The organism is Arenibacter algicola, from assembly GCF_000733925.1.
GTDB classification, from domain to species: Bacteria; Bacteroidota; Bacteroidia; order Flavobacteriales; family Flavobacteriaceae; genus Arenibacter; species Arenibacter algicola.
The window spans coordinates 1,035,821-1,053,040 of the sequence record NZ_JPOO01000001.1; the positions used below are offsets into that span (position 1 = coordinate 1,035,821).

The 17,220-nt window shown below is 39.9% G+C and carries 14 protein-coding genes; 5 read left to right on the forward strand and 9 right to left on the reverse strand.

Going from position 1 to position 17,220, the window contains the following annotated elements; genetic code table 11:
* Positions 1-72: 72 nt before the first annotated feature.
* Together U735_RS0104445 and rpsO are read right to left on the reverse strand one after the other, a co-directional pair.
* Entirely contained in the window at positions 73-2,292 is a 2,220-nt protein-coding gene (locus tag U735_RS0104445) for a polyribonucleotide nucleotidyltransferase (RefSeq protein WP_031442672.1), read from the reverse strand.
* 228 nt (positions 2,293-2,520) lie between these two features.
* Complete coding sequence (gene rpsO, locus U735_RS0104450) at positions 2,521-2,790, reverse strand: 30S ribosomal protein S15 (protein WP_031442673.1); 270 nt, start codon at positions 2,788-2,790, stop codon at positions 2,521-2,523.
* A gap of 248 nt (positions 2,791-3,038) precedes the next feature.
* Here rpsO and U735_RS0104455 point away from each other — a divergent pair, with 248 nt between their 5' ends.
* On the forward strand, positions 3,039-3,899 hold the full coding sequence (locus U735_RS0104455) for a hypothetical protein (RefSeq protein WP_031442674.1): 861 nt from the start codon (positions 3,039-3,041) through the stop codon (positions 3,897-3,899).
* 48 nt (positions 3,900-3,947) lie between these two features.
* Here U735_RS0104455 and accD read toward each other — a convergent pair whose 3' ends face one another.
* From accD to tamL, 3 genes are read right to left on the reverse strand one after another with little or no spacing between them, the layout of a single operon-like run.
* Positions 3,948-4,808 carry an acetyl-CoA carboxylase, carboxyltransferase subunit beta gene (gene accD, locus U735_RS0104460; protein ID WP_031442675.1) on the reverse strand — a complete coding sequence of 287 codons (861 nt, stop codon included), beginning with the start codon at positions 4,806-4,808 and terminating at the stop codon, positions 3,948-3,950.
* 24 nt (positions 4,809-4,832) lie between these two features.
* Positions 4,833-5,900 (reverse strand): class II fructose-bisphosphate aldolase, encoded by a 1,068-nt coding sequence (fbaA, locus tag U735_RS0104465; RefSeq protein WP_031442676.1) that lies wholly within the window; start codon positions 5,898-5,900, stop codon positions 4,833-4,835.
* Between the two features lie 59 nt (positions 5,901-5,959).
* Entirely contained in the window at positions 5,960-8,503 is a 2,544-nt protein-coding gene (gene tamL, locus U735_RS0104470) for a translocation and assembly module lipoprotein TamL (RefSeq protein ID WP_316932999.1), read from the reverse strand.
* A gap of 75 nt (positions 8,504-8,578) precedes the next feature.
* On the opposite strand from tamL, the gene U735_RS0104475 reads away from it, so the two are divergent.
* Positions 8,579-9,301, forward strand: a complete 723-nt coding sequence (locus tag U735_RS0104475; RefSeq protein ID WP_031442678.1) for a TrmH family RNA methyltransferase — start codon at positions 8,579-8,581, stop codon at positions 9,299-9,301.
* 4 nt (positions 9,302-9,305) lie between these two features.
* Here U735_RS0104475 and porT read toward each other — a convergent pair whose 3' ends face one another.
* Together porT and ubiE are read right to left on the reverse strand one after the other, a co-directional pair.
* Entirely contained in the window at positions 9,306-10,001 is a 696-nt protein-coding gene (gene porT, locus U735_RS0104480; RefSeq protein ID WP_031442679.1) for a type IX secretion/gliding motility protein PorT/SprT, read from the reverse strand.
* A 3-nt stretch (positions 10,002-10,004) separates the two neighbouring features.
* A complete protein-coding gene (ubiE, locus tag U735_RS0104485) occupies positions 10,005-10,733 on the reverse strand; it encodes a bifunctional demethylmenaquinone methyltransferase/2-methoxy-6-polyprenyl-1,4-benzoquinol methylase UbiE (protein WP_031442680.1) in 729 nt (242 codons plus the stop codon).
* A gap of 350 nt (positions 10,734-11,083) precedes the next feature.
* On the opposite strand from ubiE, the gene trkA reads away from it, so the two are divergent.
* Positions 11,084-12,433, forward strand: a complete 1,350-nt coding sequence (trkA, locus tag U735_RS0104495; RefSeq protein WP_031442681.1) for a Trk system potassium transporter TrkA — start codon at positions 11,084-11,086, stop codon at positions 12,431-12,433.
* A gap of 1 nt (position 12,434) precedes the next feature.
* Positions 12,435-13,925 carry a TrkH family potassium uptake protein gene (locus U735_RS0104500; RefSeq protein WP_031442682.1) on the forward strand — a complete coding sequence of 497 codons (1,491 nt, stop codon included), beginning with the start codon at positions 12,435-12,437 and terminating at the stop codon, positions 13,923-13,925.
* Between the two features lie 60 nt (positions 13,926-13,985).
* Here the strand turns inward: U735_RS0104500 and U735_RS0104505 are convergent, their stop codons facing one another.
* Complete coding sequence (locus U735_RS0104505; protein WP_031442683.1) at positions 13,986-15,170, reverse strand: pyridoxal phosphate-dependent aminotransferase; 1,185 nt, start codon at positions 15,168-15,170, stop codon at positions 13,986-13,988.
* A 14-nt stretch (positions 15,171-15,184) separates the two neighbouring features.
* On the reverse strand, positions 15,185-16,288 hold the full coding sequence (locus U735_RS0104510) for a fatty acid desaturase family protein (protein WP_031442684.1): 1,104 nt from the start codon (positions 16,286-16,288) through the stop codon (positions 15,185-15,187).
* 116 nt (positions 16,289-16,404) lie between these two features.
* Between U735_RS0104510 and rsmG the strand changes: the two genes are divergently transcribed.
* Positions 16,405-17,040, forward strand: a complete 636-nt coding sequence (gene rsmG / locus U735_RS0104515) for a 16S rRNA (guanine(527)-N(7))-methyltransferase RsmG (protein WP_031442685.1) — start codon at positions 16,405-16,407, stop codon at positions 17,038-17,040.
* The last annotated feature ends 180 nt before the right edge of the window (positions 17,041-17,220 follow it).

Genomic DNA, 17,220 nt, shown 5'->3' on the forward strand with positions numbered 1-17,220 from the left:
CATAAAAAAAGCCACGCTCTCCCTTAAAAAAGGTGAAAACGTGGCTTTGGTATTGTGACCGTTATTTAAAAACTAGTCCCTTCTTGGCTTACGATCCCTATCTCTATTTCTATCGTTGCCTCTGTCATTTCTACCGCGATCTTCCCGTGGTGGTCTTTCCTTAAAGCCTTCAGGTTTTGGCAATAAAGCCTTACGTGAAACTTTTTCTTTTCTTGTCCTTGGGTCTACACCAAAGTATTTAACATCAAAAACATCTCCCATATTTACCACATCGGAAACATTTTCTGTTCTTTCCCAGGCCAATTCGGATACGTGAAGCAATACTTCGTTACCAGGAGCATCGGTATATTCCACAACGGCACCAAAATCCAACATTTTGATGACCTTCACTTCGTAAGCGCTACCAACCTCTGGTTTAAACAATAATGAATCGATTTTGGCAAGAACCATATCAATACCTTCTTGTGAGGTACCCAATATTTCAACTATACCTTCTTCGGTAACCGGATCTTCATTGATAACGATAGTTGTTTTGGAAGCTTTTTGTAATTCTTGGATTACTTTTCCTCCAGGTCCTATCAATGCCCCAATAAATTCACCAGGTATAACCCTGGTAACCATCTTAGGTGCATGTGGTTTAACATCGGCATTAGGTGCTGCAATGGTATCTACCAATTTGCTTAGGATGTGCAAACGTCCCGCTCCGGCCTGCTTTAGTGCATTGACCAAAATTTCATAGGATAATCCCTTTACTTTAATGTCCATTTGGCAAGCGGTGATTCCGTCTGCAGTACCTGTTACTTTAAAGTCCATATCCCCAAGATGATCTTCATCACCAAGTATATCGGACAATACAGCGTATTTTCCTGAGTCGCTATCGGAAATCAATCCCATGGCAATACCGGATACCGGTTTCTTTAATTGTACCCCAGCGTCCATCAATGCCATAGTTCCGGCACAGACCGTTGCCATGGAAGACGAACCGTTGGATTCCAATACCTCGGATACCACACGTACTGTATAAGGACAATCCTCAGGGACCATACCTTTTAAGGCACGTTGGGCCAAGTTACCATGTCCAACCTCTCTACGGGAAGTACCTCTAATAGGTCTTGCTTCTCCAGTTGAGAATGGAGGGAAGTTATAATGTAGATAGAAAGTTTCCTCTCCTTCAAACGATGGCATGTCTATTTGGTTGGCTTCCCTTGAAGTACCCAAAGTAACCGTTGCCAAAGCTTGGGTCTCTCCACGAGTAAAAATTGCGGAACCGTGGGTTGATGGTAAATAATCAACTTCACACCAGATTGGTCTAATTTCATCTGTTTTTCTACCGTCCAAACGTAGTCCGTCATTTAAGGTAAGATCCCTAACCGCAGCTTTTTCAGCTTTATAGTAATATCTGGAAACCAAATCCCCGAAATCTGCCAATTCCTCTTCAGAAAAAGTAGCTTTTATTTCTTCTTTTATGGCGTCGAATGCTGCACTTCTTTCGTGCTTTGCTGAACCAGCTTTTGCAATGGCATAAACCTTGTCATAAGCCATGTCGTGGATTTTCTTGGCCAAATCCTCATCTTCCCTTTCTGCCTCGTATTCACGAACTTCTTTTCTGCCAAATGCTTCTGCCAACCTAAGTTGGGCAGCACATTGTACCTTAATGGCATCATGGGCAAATTTAATGGCTTCCACCATTTCCTCCTCGGAAATCTCCTTCATTTCACCTTCAACCATCATAACAGAATCTGCTGAAGCACCGATTACCATATCGATATCCGATACCAATAATTGGGCCCTGGTTGGATTGATTATGAATTCACCATCAATACGACCAACACGCACCTCTGAAATAGCACATTCAAATGGGAAATCTGAAAGTTGGATAGCTGCAGAAGCGGCCAATCCCGCCATAGCATCTGGCATAACATCCTCATCATGGGACATTAGTTGGATCATCACCTGGGTTTCAGCATGGTAATCCTTAGGGAAAAGCGGACGTAAAACACGATCCACCAATCTCATTGTCAATACTTCACCGTCACTTGGTCTTGCTTCTCTCTTGAAGAAACCTCCTGGGTAACGACCTGAAGCTGCAAATTTTTCACGGTAATCTACCGTTAGTGGAAGGAAATCCACATCACTTTGTTTGTAATTGGAAACTACTGTACATAACAACATACATTTTCCAGACTGAACAACAACAGAACCATGGGCCTGTTTTGCCAATTTTCCGGTTTCGATAGAAATTTCCCTACCGTCGCCAAGGTCAATGACCTCTCTAAATACTTTTGGTATCATAAATACGAATTAAAACCTGTCTCATTACAGGTTTGTTAAACAATGGTCTTTCGTCTGTTATAGACGCGTTGTTGTGTTGTAGTTGTGTGTTGTTGACCAATGAAAAACTATGTGCAAGCTTTTTGTTTGTGCCTTAAGGTAAACCTCCGGGACTTTACAATAGTATTGAAAAACAATAATATTGATATTGTAAAAAAGGGGAAAGTAACACTTTCCCCTTTTGGTAAATTATTTTCTAATTCCTAATTCTTTAATTATAGCACGATATCTAATGATATCTTTTTTAATCAAGTAATCTAGAAGAGATCTTCTCTTACCTACCAACTTTACCAAAGAACGCTCCGTGTTAAAATCCTTACGGTTCTTTTTTAAATGCTCTGTTAAGTGGTTGATTCTGTGGGTAAACAAGGCAATCTGCCCTTCAGCAGAACCTGTGTTTTTTTCTTCCCCGCCGTGTTTCTTAAAAATCTCGGCCTTTACTTCTTTAGTTAAATACATTCCAATATTATTTTAATGATTTTTATGTACATGATTGATTTTCAATCAGGGCGCAAAGATAGACTTTTTTTTAGAAACCTTGTGCAATCCTAATATTTTTTGAAAGGTGTATTAAACTTTTTTAATTATCCGGCGTCCTATTATAAAACGTTAAAGAAATGTTATTGCAAATGGGCAGTAACGGATCTTAATGCTGGCCAGCGACAGAATTGAAATTTTTCTTATTGTAAACATTTAAATCAAAACAGATGAAAAAAAGTCTCAAAAAATCGAACTTAACAGGATGGTTGCTAATGGTCTTATTGGTAATGGGTTCCTGTAACAATGAAGAGTCAAACAGTGTGGAAGAGGATACCACTTTTGAAATTGCTGAACTTGTGGCTAGCGATGAAGCCGATTTAATTTCGGAGGAAATTGCCAACATAGGAGAAGATGTTTATTCCACTGAAGAGATCAGGGCTACCTCAAAATCGTTCTTTCTTTCCAATTATTTGCCAGAATGTGTCGTAATAACAACAGTGGTTACCAATGACACAAAAGATACTTCCATTGATTTTGGTGGAGGTTGCGAGATGCCCAATGGCAATCTATTAAGTGGAATTATACATTTAAGTTATGCCAAGGACATGGATGCGGCAACCAAGACCATTGTTCTTTCCTTGGAGAATTTCACCTTTAATGAGGTGGCTGTAACAGGGGGAGCCACTTTGGTGCGAAATCGTGCCAACGACAACGGTAACCCCCAATCTGATGCCGTTGCCAGTTATAACGGGGTATGGCCAGACGGAAGTGTTGCCAGTTTTACAGGAAATAGGACACGGGAATGGGTAGAGGGTTATGGTTCCGGATTTTGGGCCGATAATGTTTTTCTTATTTCCGGTGAAGGTACCTATACCAATAAAGCGGGTGATGTTTATTCCAGGGAAACTATAAGCTCCCTGCGCAGGGAATTGTCCTGCCGGTTTATTGTTAGCGGGGTCTTGGAGATTTCTAAAAATGATACCACAGCGAGTCTCGATTTTGGAGACGGCACTTGTGATGCCAAGGGAACCTTGACCCTTCCAAATGGGGAAACCACGGAAATTTTTCTAAAAAGGTTTAATAAGTAGGAATGCTTAAATAAAAAAGGCCCTGATCATGATCAGGGCCTTTAATTTTTATACTCTAACAGGGTTATTTTCTATTAAATCTATATAAAGATTAATTTTCTTCTTAAGGTCCCTGCGATGGACAATAAAATCTAAAAATCCATGTTCCTGTAGGAATTCGGCAGTCTGAAACCCTTCCGGTAATTCTTTACCGGTAGCTTCTTTCACCACACGCGGACCAGCAAAGCCGATCAAGGCCCCAGGTTCGGAAATATTTATATCCCCAAGCATAGCATATGAAGCTGTTGTTCCTCCAGTGGTGGGATCCGTGCACAAGGAAATATAAGGGATGCCGGCATCCGCAAGCTGTGCCAATTTAGCCGATGTCTTGGCCAATTGCATAAGGGACAATGCTGCTTCCATCATACGTGCACCTCCAGATTTGGAAATCATGACAAAGGGGATTTTCTTTTTGATGGAATGATCGATACCCCTTGCTATTTTTTCTCCTACCACACTTCCCATAGAACCACCAATAAAGCTGAAGTCCATACAGCAAATAACTACATCCTTTCCAAGGGATTTGCCCACTCCGGTCCTAACGGCATCCTTAAGGCCTGTTTTTGCTTCGGCCGCCTTTAATCTTTCCACATACTTTTTGGTGTCCTCAAATTTCAAGGGATCCTTGGAAGTAAGTTTTGCATCCAACTCGGTAAACTTGTTGTTGTCGAAAAGAATTTCGAAATATTCCTTACTACCTATTCGTACATGATAATCATCCTCTGGGCTAACATAAAAATTCTTTGCCAACTCATCGGATTCTACAATTTTTCCGGTAGGTGATTTGTACCAAAGGCCCCTTGGGGTATCCTTTTTCTGGTCCGTTGCAGTTTGTATTCCTTTTTCCTTTCTTTTAAACCAAGACGACATAAGCTTTCTTTTTGGGTTGGGGGATTATAGGGTATTCACATTATTAAGGTCCTCAAAAGCCTTTTTAAGACGTGTAACAAACGTTTTTTCTCCTTCTCTTAACCAAACACGTGGGTCGTAATGCTTTTTGTTTGGCTCGTCGGCACCGTTTGGATTACCGATCTGGGATTGTAAATAGTCCTTTTTACCTTGGATATAGTCCCTGATCCCTTCAAGGAATGCATACTGTAAGTCGGTATCAATATTCATTTTAATAACACCATATCCTATAGCCTCACGTATTTCCTCAACGGTAGATCCCGATCCACCATGGAATACGAAATCGATATGGTTGTGTTCAACACCGTATTTCTCCGTGACAAATTCCTGCGAATTTTTAAGGATCTTTGGGGTCAATTTTACGTTTCCAGGCTTGTAAACACCGTGTACATTACCAAATGCGGCGGCAATGGTAAATTTAGGGCTCACTTTGGAAAGCTCTTCGTAGGCATAGGCAACCTCTTCCGGTTGTGTATATAGTTTGGAATCGTCCACATCCGTGTTGTCCACACCATCCTCTTCACCTCCTGTGATTCCCAATTCTATTTCCAGGGTCATTCCCATCTTGCTCATTCTGGCAAGATATTTTTTGCAAATTTCAATATTCTCTTCTATTGGCTCCTCCGATAGGTCTATCATGTGTGAGCTGTATAACGGTTTTCCCGTTTCCTTAAAATGTTTTTCACTTGCATCCAACAAACCATCTATCCAAGGCAATAATTTTTTGGCACAATGGTCTGTGTGCAATATAACGGTTGCACCATAGGCTTCGGCCAATTGATGAACGTGCTTTGCTCCTGCAACGGCACCCAAAATAGCGGCTTGCTGACCGTCATTGGATAAGCCTTTTCCGGCATTGAACTGTGCTCCTCCGTTCGAGAACTGTATAATTACTGGAGCATTTAAACTGGCAGCAGTTTCCAAAACTCCGTTTATAGTGTTCGATCCTATAACATTAACAGCAGGTAGGGCAAATCCTTTTTCTTTAGCATAATTGAAAATTTTCTGTACCTCATCTCCGGTTGCAACTCCTGGTTTAATATTGTGTGCCATATTCTTGTTTTAGTGTAGTTAATTAAAAAGATGGGACAAAAGTAATAAAATAATCAGCTTTAAAAAGGATAATTTATACCTATGTTGAATACTGCGTTGGATAGATTGTAGTCCCTAAACCATCTTTTTGAAGATTCTTCAGCGGGATTATAAGTTTTAAGACCCATATCCAACCTGAATACAAAATACGTAAAATCGTAACGAATTCCAAGACCGGTTCCCAAAGCGATGTCTGCCAAGGAGCCCAAATTTTCGAAGGTGGCCTTCTCATCGGTAACATTGTCCAGGGCATTCCAGATGTTACCGGCATCGGCAAATAGAGCCCCTTTAATATCACCAACTATTGGAAACCTATATTCCAAATTGAAGGCGATTTTTAAATTTGCTTCGTTAAAGTCGTTTACGTCTTCAGTTCTGCCTGGTCCCAGGGAATAAGGCAGCCAGGCGCGGTTGTCGTTGGAACCGCCGGCAAAATAACTTCTTACGAAGGGTATGTTGTCCGAATTTCCATAGGGTATCGCAATACCAAAGAAACTCCTAAAGGCCAATACATTTGTCCTTGAAGTGCTCCAATGTTTTATGTAGTCGAATTCGGTTTTTATATATTGGGAAAAGGGGACGTTAAATACCAAGAGCTTGTCGTCATCACTAGTGTAGAATGGAATTATTTTGGATATTCCGGACAATAGGTTCCCTGCACTTTCCAATTTGAACCTAAACTGATAGAAATCGTTATCAGCTGTGCCAGTTTTATTGTTTTTGGTAAAAGTGTAATTGCTTGCGAAAATTAAGTTGTTTTCAGTAAGCCTTATTCGCCTTTCCTCAATACTGCTCACATCCTCAAAATCCGTGTCGCTGGAAGTGACATCTCCATTTAGAATGGCGTTGGTAAAGCCCGTAGTACCTTCAGGAATAATCAACTGGAGATCCGTACTGCCATCAACGGTCTCAAAATATTCGGCCAGTGCGGGATCGGTTTCATAATTGTCGGCAATTTCATCCAAATTTTCATAGGTGCTCTCATATACTGCAAAGAACCGGTCTGGGTTTACATTGCGAACAAATTGGACATTTAGCAGCTCGGCAGCATTCTTTTTGAAATCTGTTGGGGACCAATTATATCCAAAAACTGTATTCAAGGTTTGCTTATCCAAGCCAATATTCTGTTGAAAACTCGTTCCAATAGATAATTTGGTCTTGGGAAGCATATAGTTGGGTATAATTCTGGATGTATTTACAAAGGGGAACCAAATTCGAGGTAAATTAAGGTTGATATCGGCTCCCGTTTCCAATATGTTGAAAAAGCGGTTGTCCGCTATGTCCGGATCACTGGAAGCCCCAATGCTTATCCTTCCTGAAATGCTCAGGTTTTCTGCACCTTTGAACAAATTTCTGGCTTGTAAGGATGGACTAAACCCTATTCCTAAAAATTGAATATTGGAATGGGTTACATCAAAATCGGTACCCAATGAATATCTAGGACGCGGCGACAGATAGATATTGGCCGTTAATTCTGAAGCCGTACTATCAGCAACGAATTCAATATTGGGATATTTAAAAGTGTTAAGGTTGGTAATTTGTCTGTAGGTTCTAATCCTGTTAATTTCCCTGTAGATACTGTCCTTTTTTAAGAAAACGGCATCTGTAAGGGTTTTTGGCTTGTATCTCAGTTTTCCTTGGTAATAGATCGTGAAATCTTTATAATCCACCTTTTTTAGGCTATCCAACCCATTGTTGAAGGTGTAGTTGGTGTAAATATTTATTTTCTTGAAGGTATGTACCTTGTATTCCGAAGTGGAAAGTGCGTTATCTGTCCTGGTTTTCAGATCTTCAATATTTAAAAGGATATCCATTTTTTGATTGTTCCCCAGTTTGGTGGTGTCTCCAATTAAATCGTAGGAAATGGAACTCTCTTGAAAGTTATGGATTCCGGTGTTTCTAAAAAGATTGGTCAATCGTTCCCTTTCACTATTAAAATTGTCGAGGTCTATCCGTTGCCCTGATTTTATAAAGGAATTACTCTTGTTTGCCTTGTTGATGGAGTCTAGGGCAGTGGAAGTAATATTCGTGGATACCGAGTCTATAAGATAAGGTGTGCCCAGATCTAACCTGTAGTTCATAATGGCCCGTTGCTTTCTAGCGCTGGAATCTATTTTATAGGTAGTGGAGTTATTAAAATATCCCTTACTTTTATAATAGGCGTTAAGTCTTTGCAACGACCTTCTTGTTCTTGAGGTGTCTATTATGGTTGGAGGTTCTCCAATATTCTTTAACCATACACTGGCTCCTTTGACCAAAAAGGACTCTCCCAATCTTTCCACCTGTTTTTTAGATAGTATATTGATTAGGCGCTGCTCTCTTTTTTCTTTTTTGTGCAACCAGACCTGATAGGAAGAATCTGGGTTTTTCTTGGCAAGGTTGTAAAGATTTAATCTTAGGGGGTATCCCAATAAGGTGCTGTTGGGTTTTTGAAAAATAAGGCTATGTATGTCTTCGTCGGTAACTTTTACACTATCGGCATAAATTAGGTTTTTGGTCAATAGGAGTTCGTCATCGCCAACTCTTTTTATTGCATTGCAGGAGGTAATTGCAATTACTAGCAATAATAATCCTATTTTCGTAATGTTTAAATGCATACACGGCCGTGTCCTCATAGAAGTCAAAAATACATTATTTGTATGGTTGTTAAAAGCCAAATAAAATTTATAAAAAATTTACAGCAAAAAAAGTACCGAACGCAAAACAAGTTGTTTGTGGTGGAGGGGATAAAGACAGTTCGGGAACTACTTGATTCTTCCCTGAAGGTATATAAAATATATGTTACGGACAGCAAAGTGCTTGGCAGGGAGGCCGATTTTGTTGAGTTGATAAGTGAAGGGGAATTGAAAAAAATGAGCGGATTGTCCACTCCAAATAAGGTCTTGGGCGTATTTCATTTTCCGGTACCCGAGCCATTGGATTTTTCTGATTGGATCATTGCTTTGGACGATGTTCGGGACCCTGGAAATATGGGTACAATTATTCGCCTTTGCGATTGGTTTGGGATCAAGAGCCTACTATGTTCATCCAATTCCGTGGATTGCTATAATCCTAAAGTTCTTCAGGCAACTATGGGATCCATAACCAGGGTAAATATTGTGTACGGAGATTTGAAAAGGATTTTCAGCAATTCCGAGGTTGCAGTGTACGGCGCGTTTATGGATGGTGTAGAGGTTTATAAGGAGAAATTTCCCAAAAGGGGAATATTGGTAATGGGGAATGAGGCCAATGGGGTGTCGGAAGCCATTGAGGCCTTGGTTGAGAAAAAAATTAGTATTCCACAGTTCGGGCCCAAAACTACTGAAAGTTTAAATGTGGCGACAGCCACTGCCATTTTGTTGAACGAAATTAGAAGGGGATAATTCTCTACTCAAAGGTAAAATTGATAAAAAGTCCCCTGGTCATCATTGCTTCAACATTACCAGTCCATGGGCTATTGGGGTCATTATCACGTACCAATTCATCATTAATGGCAAAAACTCCGCGGATAGAGGGAGTGAACTTGAAATATTCCAAATAGAAATCAATCCCAAAACCCATTTCGTAATAATAGGTGGTCTTTTTCATTCGGAAAGTAGCGCTGCTGTTGTCGTCCAAACTTTGTTCATTACTGCCCAGGTTTAATGAGGTAGACGCCCCGCCAACCAGAAATGGTTTCCAATTCCCCAGTCTTAGGGTGCTGACCTTTAGGAGCAAGGGAAAATTTATATAGGTCGATTTTACCTCCCTTATGGCATCCCTTTCGTTATCAAACCCTGGAAAGCCCAAATTTCTCTGGTTGTAGTGCAATCCAGGTTCGAAGCGAAGATCCAAAAATTTGTTAAGTCGCAGTTCCCCGATCAGCCCTACGTTAAATCCAAATGATTTGTCCACCAGAATATCGGGTAGATCGTCTTTGTATTCAAATTTAAAGTCATATTGATTGAAGCCTAAAAAATATCCCCAATTTAGTAATGGCTTGTCCTCATTTTCAAGGTTCATTACGGGTTTTTCATTAAACTGGGCCATGGCCGTGTTGCCCAGAGTACAAAAAGCAATAAAAAGAACAAAAATATTTTTCATATTTTACTTTGTAGCTACGTAAATAGAGGCAACCCCAAATGTTTGGGGTCTATTGTCTATACCTATAAACCCAATTTTTGCCAAAATATTGTTGAACTGTTTTCCATGGGGGAAGGCAGCTGCGGATTCGGATAAATAGGCATAGGCACTGCGATCTTTGGAAAATAATTTTCCAATGGCCGGCAGTATGAATTTGGTGTAGAATTTATAACCTTGTTTGAAGGGCGTTTTTGTGGGAATGGAGGTTTCAAGAACTACAAATGAGCCTCCTGGCTTTAGGACCCGATATATTTCCTTGAGTCCTTTTTCAAGATTTTCAAAATTCCGTACTCCAAATGCAACTGTAATGGCATCAAAGGAATTGTTTTCAAAAGGCAGATTTTCACTATCACCAACAATCATTTTGATAGTTTCCCCCAGTTTTTTTTCCAAAATTTTTCTTTTGCCAACTTCCAACATTCCTGGAGAGATATCCAAGCCGATAATCTCTTTGGCCCCTGTTTTGGTCATGTTAATGGCCAAGTCGCCCGTTCCGGTAGCAATGTCCAAAATTTTCGCAGGTTTTTTTTCGGAGACTATGGATACTACGCGCTTTCGCCATCTAATATCAATTCCAAAGGATATAACCCTGTTAAGTCCATCGTAATTTCCAGAAATGGTATCAAACATTTTTGTAACCTGTTCCTTTTTGCCTAGCGTTGAATCTTTATAAGGGGTCACCTTTTTATCCATAATCATTAAATTTTTGGTAAAGATACTATATAGACCTAAAGATTTACTTCTAATTTTTACAATAAGAGATGACCTCTATCTGCTTAACTGGTGTATTTTAGAATACAACCCAATTTAATTATGTAATTTTGTCGCGCTTACAGTCAGATTTTAATTGAAATATGATTTAGCAAGCTTCTTTCCTATATGGGAAAAATGGATTGATTCGGAATTCGAAAAGGAGTTGTACAAAGGAAATAGATTTGGTTTATAATTAAATTTAGGATACTTGGGGTGTAAAACTATAACAACACAGGATTAACCATTAAATATTGTGTACTTCGATTGATGAAAAACAATTTATATAACAGATGAAAATTATTATTGCAGGGGCTGGTGAAGTAGGTTTTCATTTGGCCAAATTACTGTCCTACGAATCCCAGGATATTACTCTGATAGATAGTAATAAGGATAGTTTATCTTATGCAGACAGTCATTTGGATATTAGGGTGCTTAGGGGAGACGCTACTTCCATTGCCATTTTAAAGGATGCTCAGGTAGAGAGATCCGATCTGGTTATTGGAGTAACCTCTTCGGAGACCACTAATATTACTTTGTGCATGTTGGCAAAACAATTGGGATGTAAGCGTACCATAGCCCGTATCTCCAACGCTGAATTTATTCATAACAAGGAAGCCATTAGGTTTCCGGACTTGGGTATAGATGAGCTTATTTCTCCTGAGGCTTTGGCAGCTACCGAAATTCAACTATTGTTGAATCAATCCGCATTTAATAATACTTACGAATTTGAGGAAGGTCTTCTGATCATGGTGGGTGTATCCTTGCCGAGTACCGCACCTTTTGTAGGAAAGACGGTAAAGGAGGCAGCCCAGATTTTTTCTGAACTACATTTTATGCCCATCGCCATTCAAAGGATGGGTACCCAATACACAATAGTGCCAAGGGGCGATACTGTTTTTAAGGATAATGATCAGGTGTATTTTATAACTTCCAGAGAGGGCTTGGATGAACTGTACAAACTCACTGGGAAGGAGAAGAAGGAAATCAAAAACGTGATGATACTTGGTGGTAGTAAGGTAGGCTTTAAAACCGCCCGTGATCTTTGCAGAAATAAGTTTAACGTAAAGCTTATTGAGAAAAGTAAGGAAAAGGCTTTCGATTTGGCAGATGAGCTGCCCAATGCCCTCATCATTAATGGTGATGGTAGAAATGTAGAGCTTTTGGAAGAGGAAAATTTGGAGGCCATGGATGCTTTCGTGGCTGTTACAGGAAATTCTGAAACGAATATAATGTCTTGCTTGGTTGCCAAATCCAAAAATGTTAAAAAGACAATTGCCCTAGTGGAGAATATGGATTATTTTCAATTATCACACTCCATAGGAATAGATACCCTGCTAAATAAAAAGCTATTGGCTGCGAATAATATCTTCAGGCATATCCGTAAAGGCGAAATTGTAGCGATGACCAGGCTGAATAATTTAAATGCAGAGATTTTAGAATTCATTGTTAAGCCAACATCGCAGGTAAACGGACAAATAATTAGGGAGCTGGAATTTCCTGAGGAAGCTACCATTGGAGGGGTAATCCGCGATAATCAAGGGATTATTGCCTTAGGGGGATTTAGAATTACAGAAGGCGATAGGGTAGTGGTGTGTTGTTTGCCAAGTGCCATTCCGAAAATTGAAAAGCTATTCCTTTAGTATGGGCTTAAATTCGAAAATTATCTTTCACCTCATGGGATTGCTATTACTTTGTAATGGTTTTTTTATGATTTTGGCTGCAGTGGTAAGTGGAGTCTATGATGATGGGGCTACCTTGGATATTACCCTTGCGGCAGTGGTTACGATGCTTGTTGGTGTTTTGGCCATGTTCTATACGCGAAACCACAAAAAAGAGGTTAAGCGAAAGGAAGGATACATCATTGTTACTTTTGGTTGGTTGGTCATGTCCGCCTCGGGGATGTTGCCCTATCTTTTTTCAGGGGCCATTCCAGACGTCACCAATGCCTTTTTTGAGACTATGTCCGGGTATACCACTACTGGTGCTTCGGTGGTGGACGATATAGAGGTTTTACCGGAAGGGATCCTATTGTGGAGGAGTTTAACCCATTGGATAGGTGGGATGGGGATTATAGTTCTTGCAATTGCTATTTTGCCTTTATTGGGTATTGGGGGAATGCAATTGTTTGCCGCTGAGGCTCCTGGGCCAAGTGGGGACAAATTACATCCAAGGATTACGGATACAGCCAAGCGACTTTGGTTGATTTACTTTAGCTATACCGTGGCCGAGACCCTATTGTTGAAATTGGCCGGAATGTCCTTTTTTGATGCAGTAAACCATTCTTTGGCAACCCTTTCCACTGGAGGTTTTTCTACCAAAAACGCCAGTATGGCTTATTGGAACGATCAACCTTTAATACAATATATTGTTATTTTGTTCATGTTTTTAGCCGGTAGCAACTTCGTATTAAGCTATTATGCCTTTAAGGGCAAGGTGCAAAAAGTGATAATGGATGAGGAATTTAAATTCTATTCCATTTTTATTTTTTGCTTTACCATAGTGGCCAGTTTGGTTGTTTATTTTCAGGCCAATGTACCGATGTCCAATTTTCATCCTATGGTTTTGGGAGAGGGGGAAAGTGCCTTTAGACATACCTTGTTTCAAGTGGTCTCGGTTATTACGACAACAGGCTTTGTTACTGCCGATTTTACTTCCTGGACGCCTTTTTTGACCATATTCTTTTTTGGACTGTTTTTCCTTGGGGGTTCTGCTGGTTCAACCGCAGGGGGCATCAAGGTGATGAGGCATTTGCTAATTATCAAAAATGGCCTGTTGGAATTTAAGCGTACACTGCATACCAATGCCGTTATTCCTGTTCGCTATAATAACAAGACGGTACCCGAACACATCGTGTACAATATAATTGCATTTTTTGTACTCTATATGTTGTTATTTATCATTGGATCCTTGGTGCTTGGTGCACTGGGGTTGGACTTTGAAAGTGCCATTGGGGGGGCAGCCTCCTCACTGGGGAATGTAGGTCCGGCCTTGGGTACTTTAAATCCGTTGGTCAATTTTAATAGCCTTCCGGCCCTGGGGAAATGGTGGTGTGGTTTTCTAATGCTCTTGGGTAGGTTGGAGCTATTCACAGTATTGATTCTGTTTTCTCCCTATTTTTGGAAGCGTACTTAGAATATTAAAAAAAATGGACGTCGGTTAGGACGTCCATTTTTTTTAAGACTAAAGTCTGTATTATAAGACTGCCTTTATTCTGGCCATTGCTTCCCTTAGTTCCTTCTCTGAAGCCGCGTAGGAAATACGTATGCAATTATCATTTCCAAAAGCTTCACCGGTTACTGTAGCTACATTTGCCTTTTCCAAAAGGTAAAGCGCAAAATCGGAAGCATTATTGATCAATGTACCGTTAATTGTTTTTCCAAAGAAGCTGGAGATATCGGGAAATACATAAAATGCTCCCTCAGGGACATTAAGGTTAAATCCTTTTATTTCTCCCAATAGTTCCAAGACAAGATCGCGTCTCTTATGGAATTCGTCGATCATAAATTTAATGGAGGAAATTGGGGCATTGAGAGCAGCTATGGTTGCACGTTGGGCAATAGAATTGGCACCACTGGTAATCTGGCCCTGAAATTTGGTACAGGCCTTGGCAATCCAATCCGGACCTCCTATATATCCAATACGCCATCCGGTCATAGCAAATGCCTTGGAAACACCGTTTACCGTAATGGTTCGATCGTACATGCCTTCTATATTGGCAATACTTACATGTCCTCCTCTAAAATTGATATGTTCATATATTTCATCCGATACCACAAAAATGTTGGGATGCTTTCTCAATACTTTGGCCAAACCTTCCAACTCTTCCTGGTTGTAAACAGATCCACTTGGATTACATGGAGAGCTGAACCACATCATTTTGGTCTTAGGCGTAATGGCCTTCTCCAATTGTTCCGGAGTCATCTTAAAATCGGTGTCAATGCTTGTAGGTACTTCTACGGGCACACCTTGGGCCAATTTCACAATATCGCTATAACTTACCCAATAAGGAGCTGGTAGAATAACCTCGTCACCATCATTGAGCATAACCATGGCAATATTTGCCAAGGATTGTTTAGCTCCTGTAGAGACTACAATCTGGTTAAGGCCGTAAGTAAGTCCATTGTCCCGTTTAAATTTATTGGCAATGGCTTGCTTTAAATCGGCATAGCCATCCACAGGGGAATAACTGCTGTAATTTTGGTCTATGGCCTCTTTGGCGGCTTCCTTGATGAAATCAGGGATATTAAAGTCAGGTTCCCCAAGACTTAAGCCAATGATGTCTTTACCTTCATTTTTTAATTCTCTGGCTTTAGCGGCCATAGCCAATGTGGCCGAGGTGGACATGGAATTGATCCTATCGGATAAATGGTTCTTCATTTGTATATTATAATTTACTGATATTGAAATTTGGGTTTTTTGCCCAGTTCCTTTAGATGTTTGAAGTGCGAAATTATAGCTTTTCTTGTAGTTTTATATTCGTTGTATGGCAAATTAAACTCATTTGCAGTCTCTTTAACAATTTTGGCAATTTTTGTGTAATGTATATGACTAATATTTGGGAAAATATGATGCTCCACCTGATGATTTAAACCTCCTGTAAACCAGTTTACTATACGGTTTTTGGTACCAAAGTTTACGGTAGTGAACAATTGATGGATGGCCCAAGTATTTTTCATGGTACCGTCCTTCTCTGGAAGTGGCGTTTCCGCTTCGTCCACAACATGTGCCAATTGAAAAACTACGCTCAGAATTACTCCTGCAACATAATGCATTATGAAAAAACCTAAAAGAATTTTCCACCAGGCAATATCTAGAAATACCATGGGTAACACGATCCAGATGGTTAGATATATAAGCTTGGTTACTACCAGCATACTCCAGTTCATAAACGGATTAGGGAACTTGCCATAGGCCAATTTTCTTTTGGTATAGCGGTACATCTGTTGAAAATCCGTTGTTATGGCCCAGTTAAATGTAAGAAGGCCATAAAGGAAGATGGAGTAAAAATGTTGAAATTTATGGAATCTGTGCCACTTGGCATGCTTTGAAAACCTCAGGATCCTTCCTGCTTCCAAATCCTCATCGTGTTCGTGGATATTGGTGTAGGTGTGGTGCAATACGTTGTGTTGAACCTGCCAGTTGTATACGTTACCAGCCAGGATGTAGATACTTCCGCCCATGAGTTTGTTTACCCATTTTTTATTGGAATAGGAACCGTGATTTCCATCGTGCATTACATTCATCCCAACTCCGGCCATGCCCACTCCCATAGTAATGGTGAGCAATAAATTCGCCCAATTTGGAAGCCCTAGGGTCAGGATTAGAAAATAGGGGGCCAAAAATAAGGCAAACATTACTGCGGTTTTTAAGTGCAATTTCCAGTTCCCTGTTTTTTTAAGGTTGTTTTCCTTGAAATAATCATTAACGCGCTTATTTAGGGTTTTGAAAAACTGTGCTGAGTCTTTTCTTGAAAATCTTATGGGTTTATTGTCCATGATTTAATTTTTTGTAAATATAAGGCAAATACAGCCCAAATTATGTATAACTGCTTTGTTAAAACGTAGGCCATGCCCATTAAAGTGCTATTTTTGCAAAAATTTAACGAATCATAATGGACTACACAATCATTTATAAATATTTTCCAGATTTAACGGATTTGCAGAAACAGCAAATTGAAAAATTGCAACATTTGTACCAGGATTGGAACGTAAAGATAAATGTAGTCTCCAGAAAGGATATAGATGAGCTGTATTTGCGACATGTGCTCCATTCATTGGCAATTGCCAAGTTTCAAAAATTTAATCCCGGGGCGGAAGTTTTGGATGTAGGAACCGGAGGTGGGTTTCCTGGGATTCCCTTGGCCATTTTATATCCCGAGACCCATTTTACACTGGTTGATGCCATTGGAAAAAAGATCAAAGTAGTTCAGGAAGTTGTTGCGGGATTGGAAATTGAAAATGTCACCGCGGTTAATTCGAGAGTTGAAGAGATTAAGGGGCAGTTCGATTTTATTGTTAGTAGGGCAGTAGCGGCAATGCCGACATTTACACATTGGGTGAAAGGGAAAATAAAAAAGAAATCCGAACACGAACGTAAGAATGGAATCCTCTATTTAAAAGGAGGGGATCTTGAAGAAGAATTAAAGGAATACCGTACCGTTGAAGTCTATGATCTTTCGGCAATATTTGAAGAGGAATTCTTTGAAACCAAAAAATTGGTTTACTTACCCGTAAAATTTAAGGGCTAATTTTATAGACTTAACATGTGGTAATAAGACTCCCTACAAGTTTTGGCGTATGCCTTAATGTAATTGGGGATATTCCTAAATGAAAAACTTTTCGATTTTTTCGGAGTTTTGTTTTCGATACTTTCTTTCATGACTTTGGGCTTTAGAGTTAACTTTAAATTCACTGTAAATTTACAATAA

What these genes read in the sequence shown, in the direction of transcription:
- U735_RS0104445 (WP_031442672.1), bottom strand. Translation starts at nt 2,292, where the DNA reads ATGATACCAAAAGTATTTAGAGAGGTCATTGACCTTGGCGACGGTAGG.
- rpsO (WP_031442673.1), bottom strand. Translation starts at nt 2,790, where the DNA reads ATGTATTTAACTAAAGAAGTAAAGGCCGAGATTTTTAAGAAACACGGC.
- U735_RS0104455 (WP_031442674.1), top strand. Translation starts at nt 3,039, where the DNA reads ATGAAAAAAAGTCTCAAAAAATCGAACTTAACAGGATGGTTGCTAATG.
- accD (WP_031442675.1), bottom strand. Translation starts at nt 4,808, where the DNA reads ATGTCGTCTTGGTTTAAAAGAAAGGAAAAAGGAATACAAACTGCAACG.
- fbaA (WP_031442676.1), bottom strand. Translation starts at nt 5,900, where the DNA reads ATGGCACACAATATTAAACCAGGAGTTGCAACCGGAGATGAGGTACAG.
- U735_RS0104475 (WP_031442678.1), top strand. Translation starts at nt 8,579, where the DNA reads ATGGTTGTTAAAAGCCAAATAAAATTTATAAAAAATTTACAGCAAAAA.
- porT (WP_031442679.1), bottom strand. Translation starts at nt 10,001, where the DNA reads ATGAAAAATATTTTTGTTCTTTTTATTGCTTTTTGTACTCTGGGCAAC.
- ubiE (WP_031442680.1), bottom strand. Translation starts at nt 10,733, where the DNA reads ATGGATAAAAAGGTGACCCCTTATAAAGATTCAACGCTAGGCAAAAAG.
- trkA (WP_031442681.1), top strand. Translation starts at nt 11,084, where the DNA reads ATGAAAATTATTATTGCAGGGGCTGGTGAAGTAGGTTTTCATTTGGCC.
- U735_RS0104500 (WP_031442682.1), top strand. Translation starts at nt 12,435, where the DNA reads ATGGGCTTAAATTCGAAAATTATCTTTCACCTCATGGGATTGCTATTA.
- U735_RS0104505 (WP_031442683.1), bottom strand. Translation starts at nt 15,170, where the DNA reads ATGAAGAACCATTTATCCGATAGGATCAATTCCATGTCCACCTCGGCC.
- U735_RS0104510 (WP_031442684.1), bottom strand. Translation starts at nt 16,288, where the DNA reads ATGGACAATAAACCCATAAGATTTTCAAGAAAAGACTCAGCACAGTTT.
- rsmG (WP_031442685.1), top strand. Translation starts at nt 16,405, where the DNA reads ATGGACTACACAATCATTTATAAATATTTTCCAGATTTAACGGATTTG.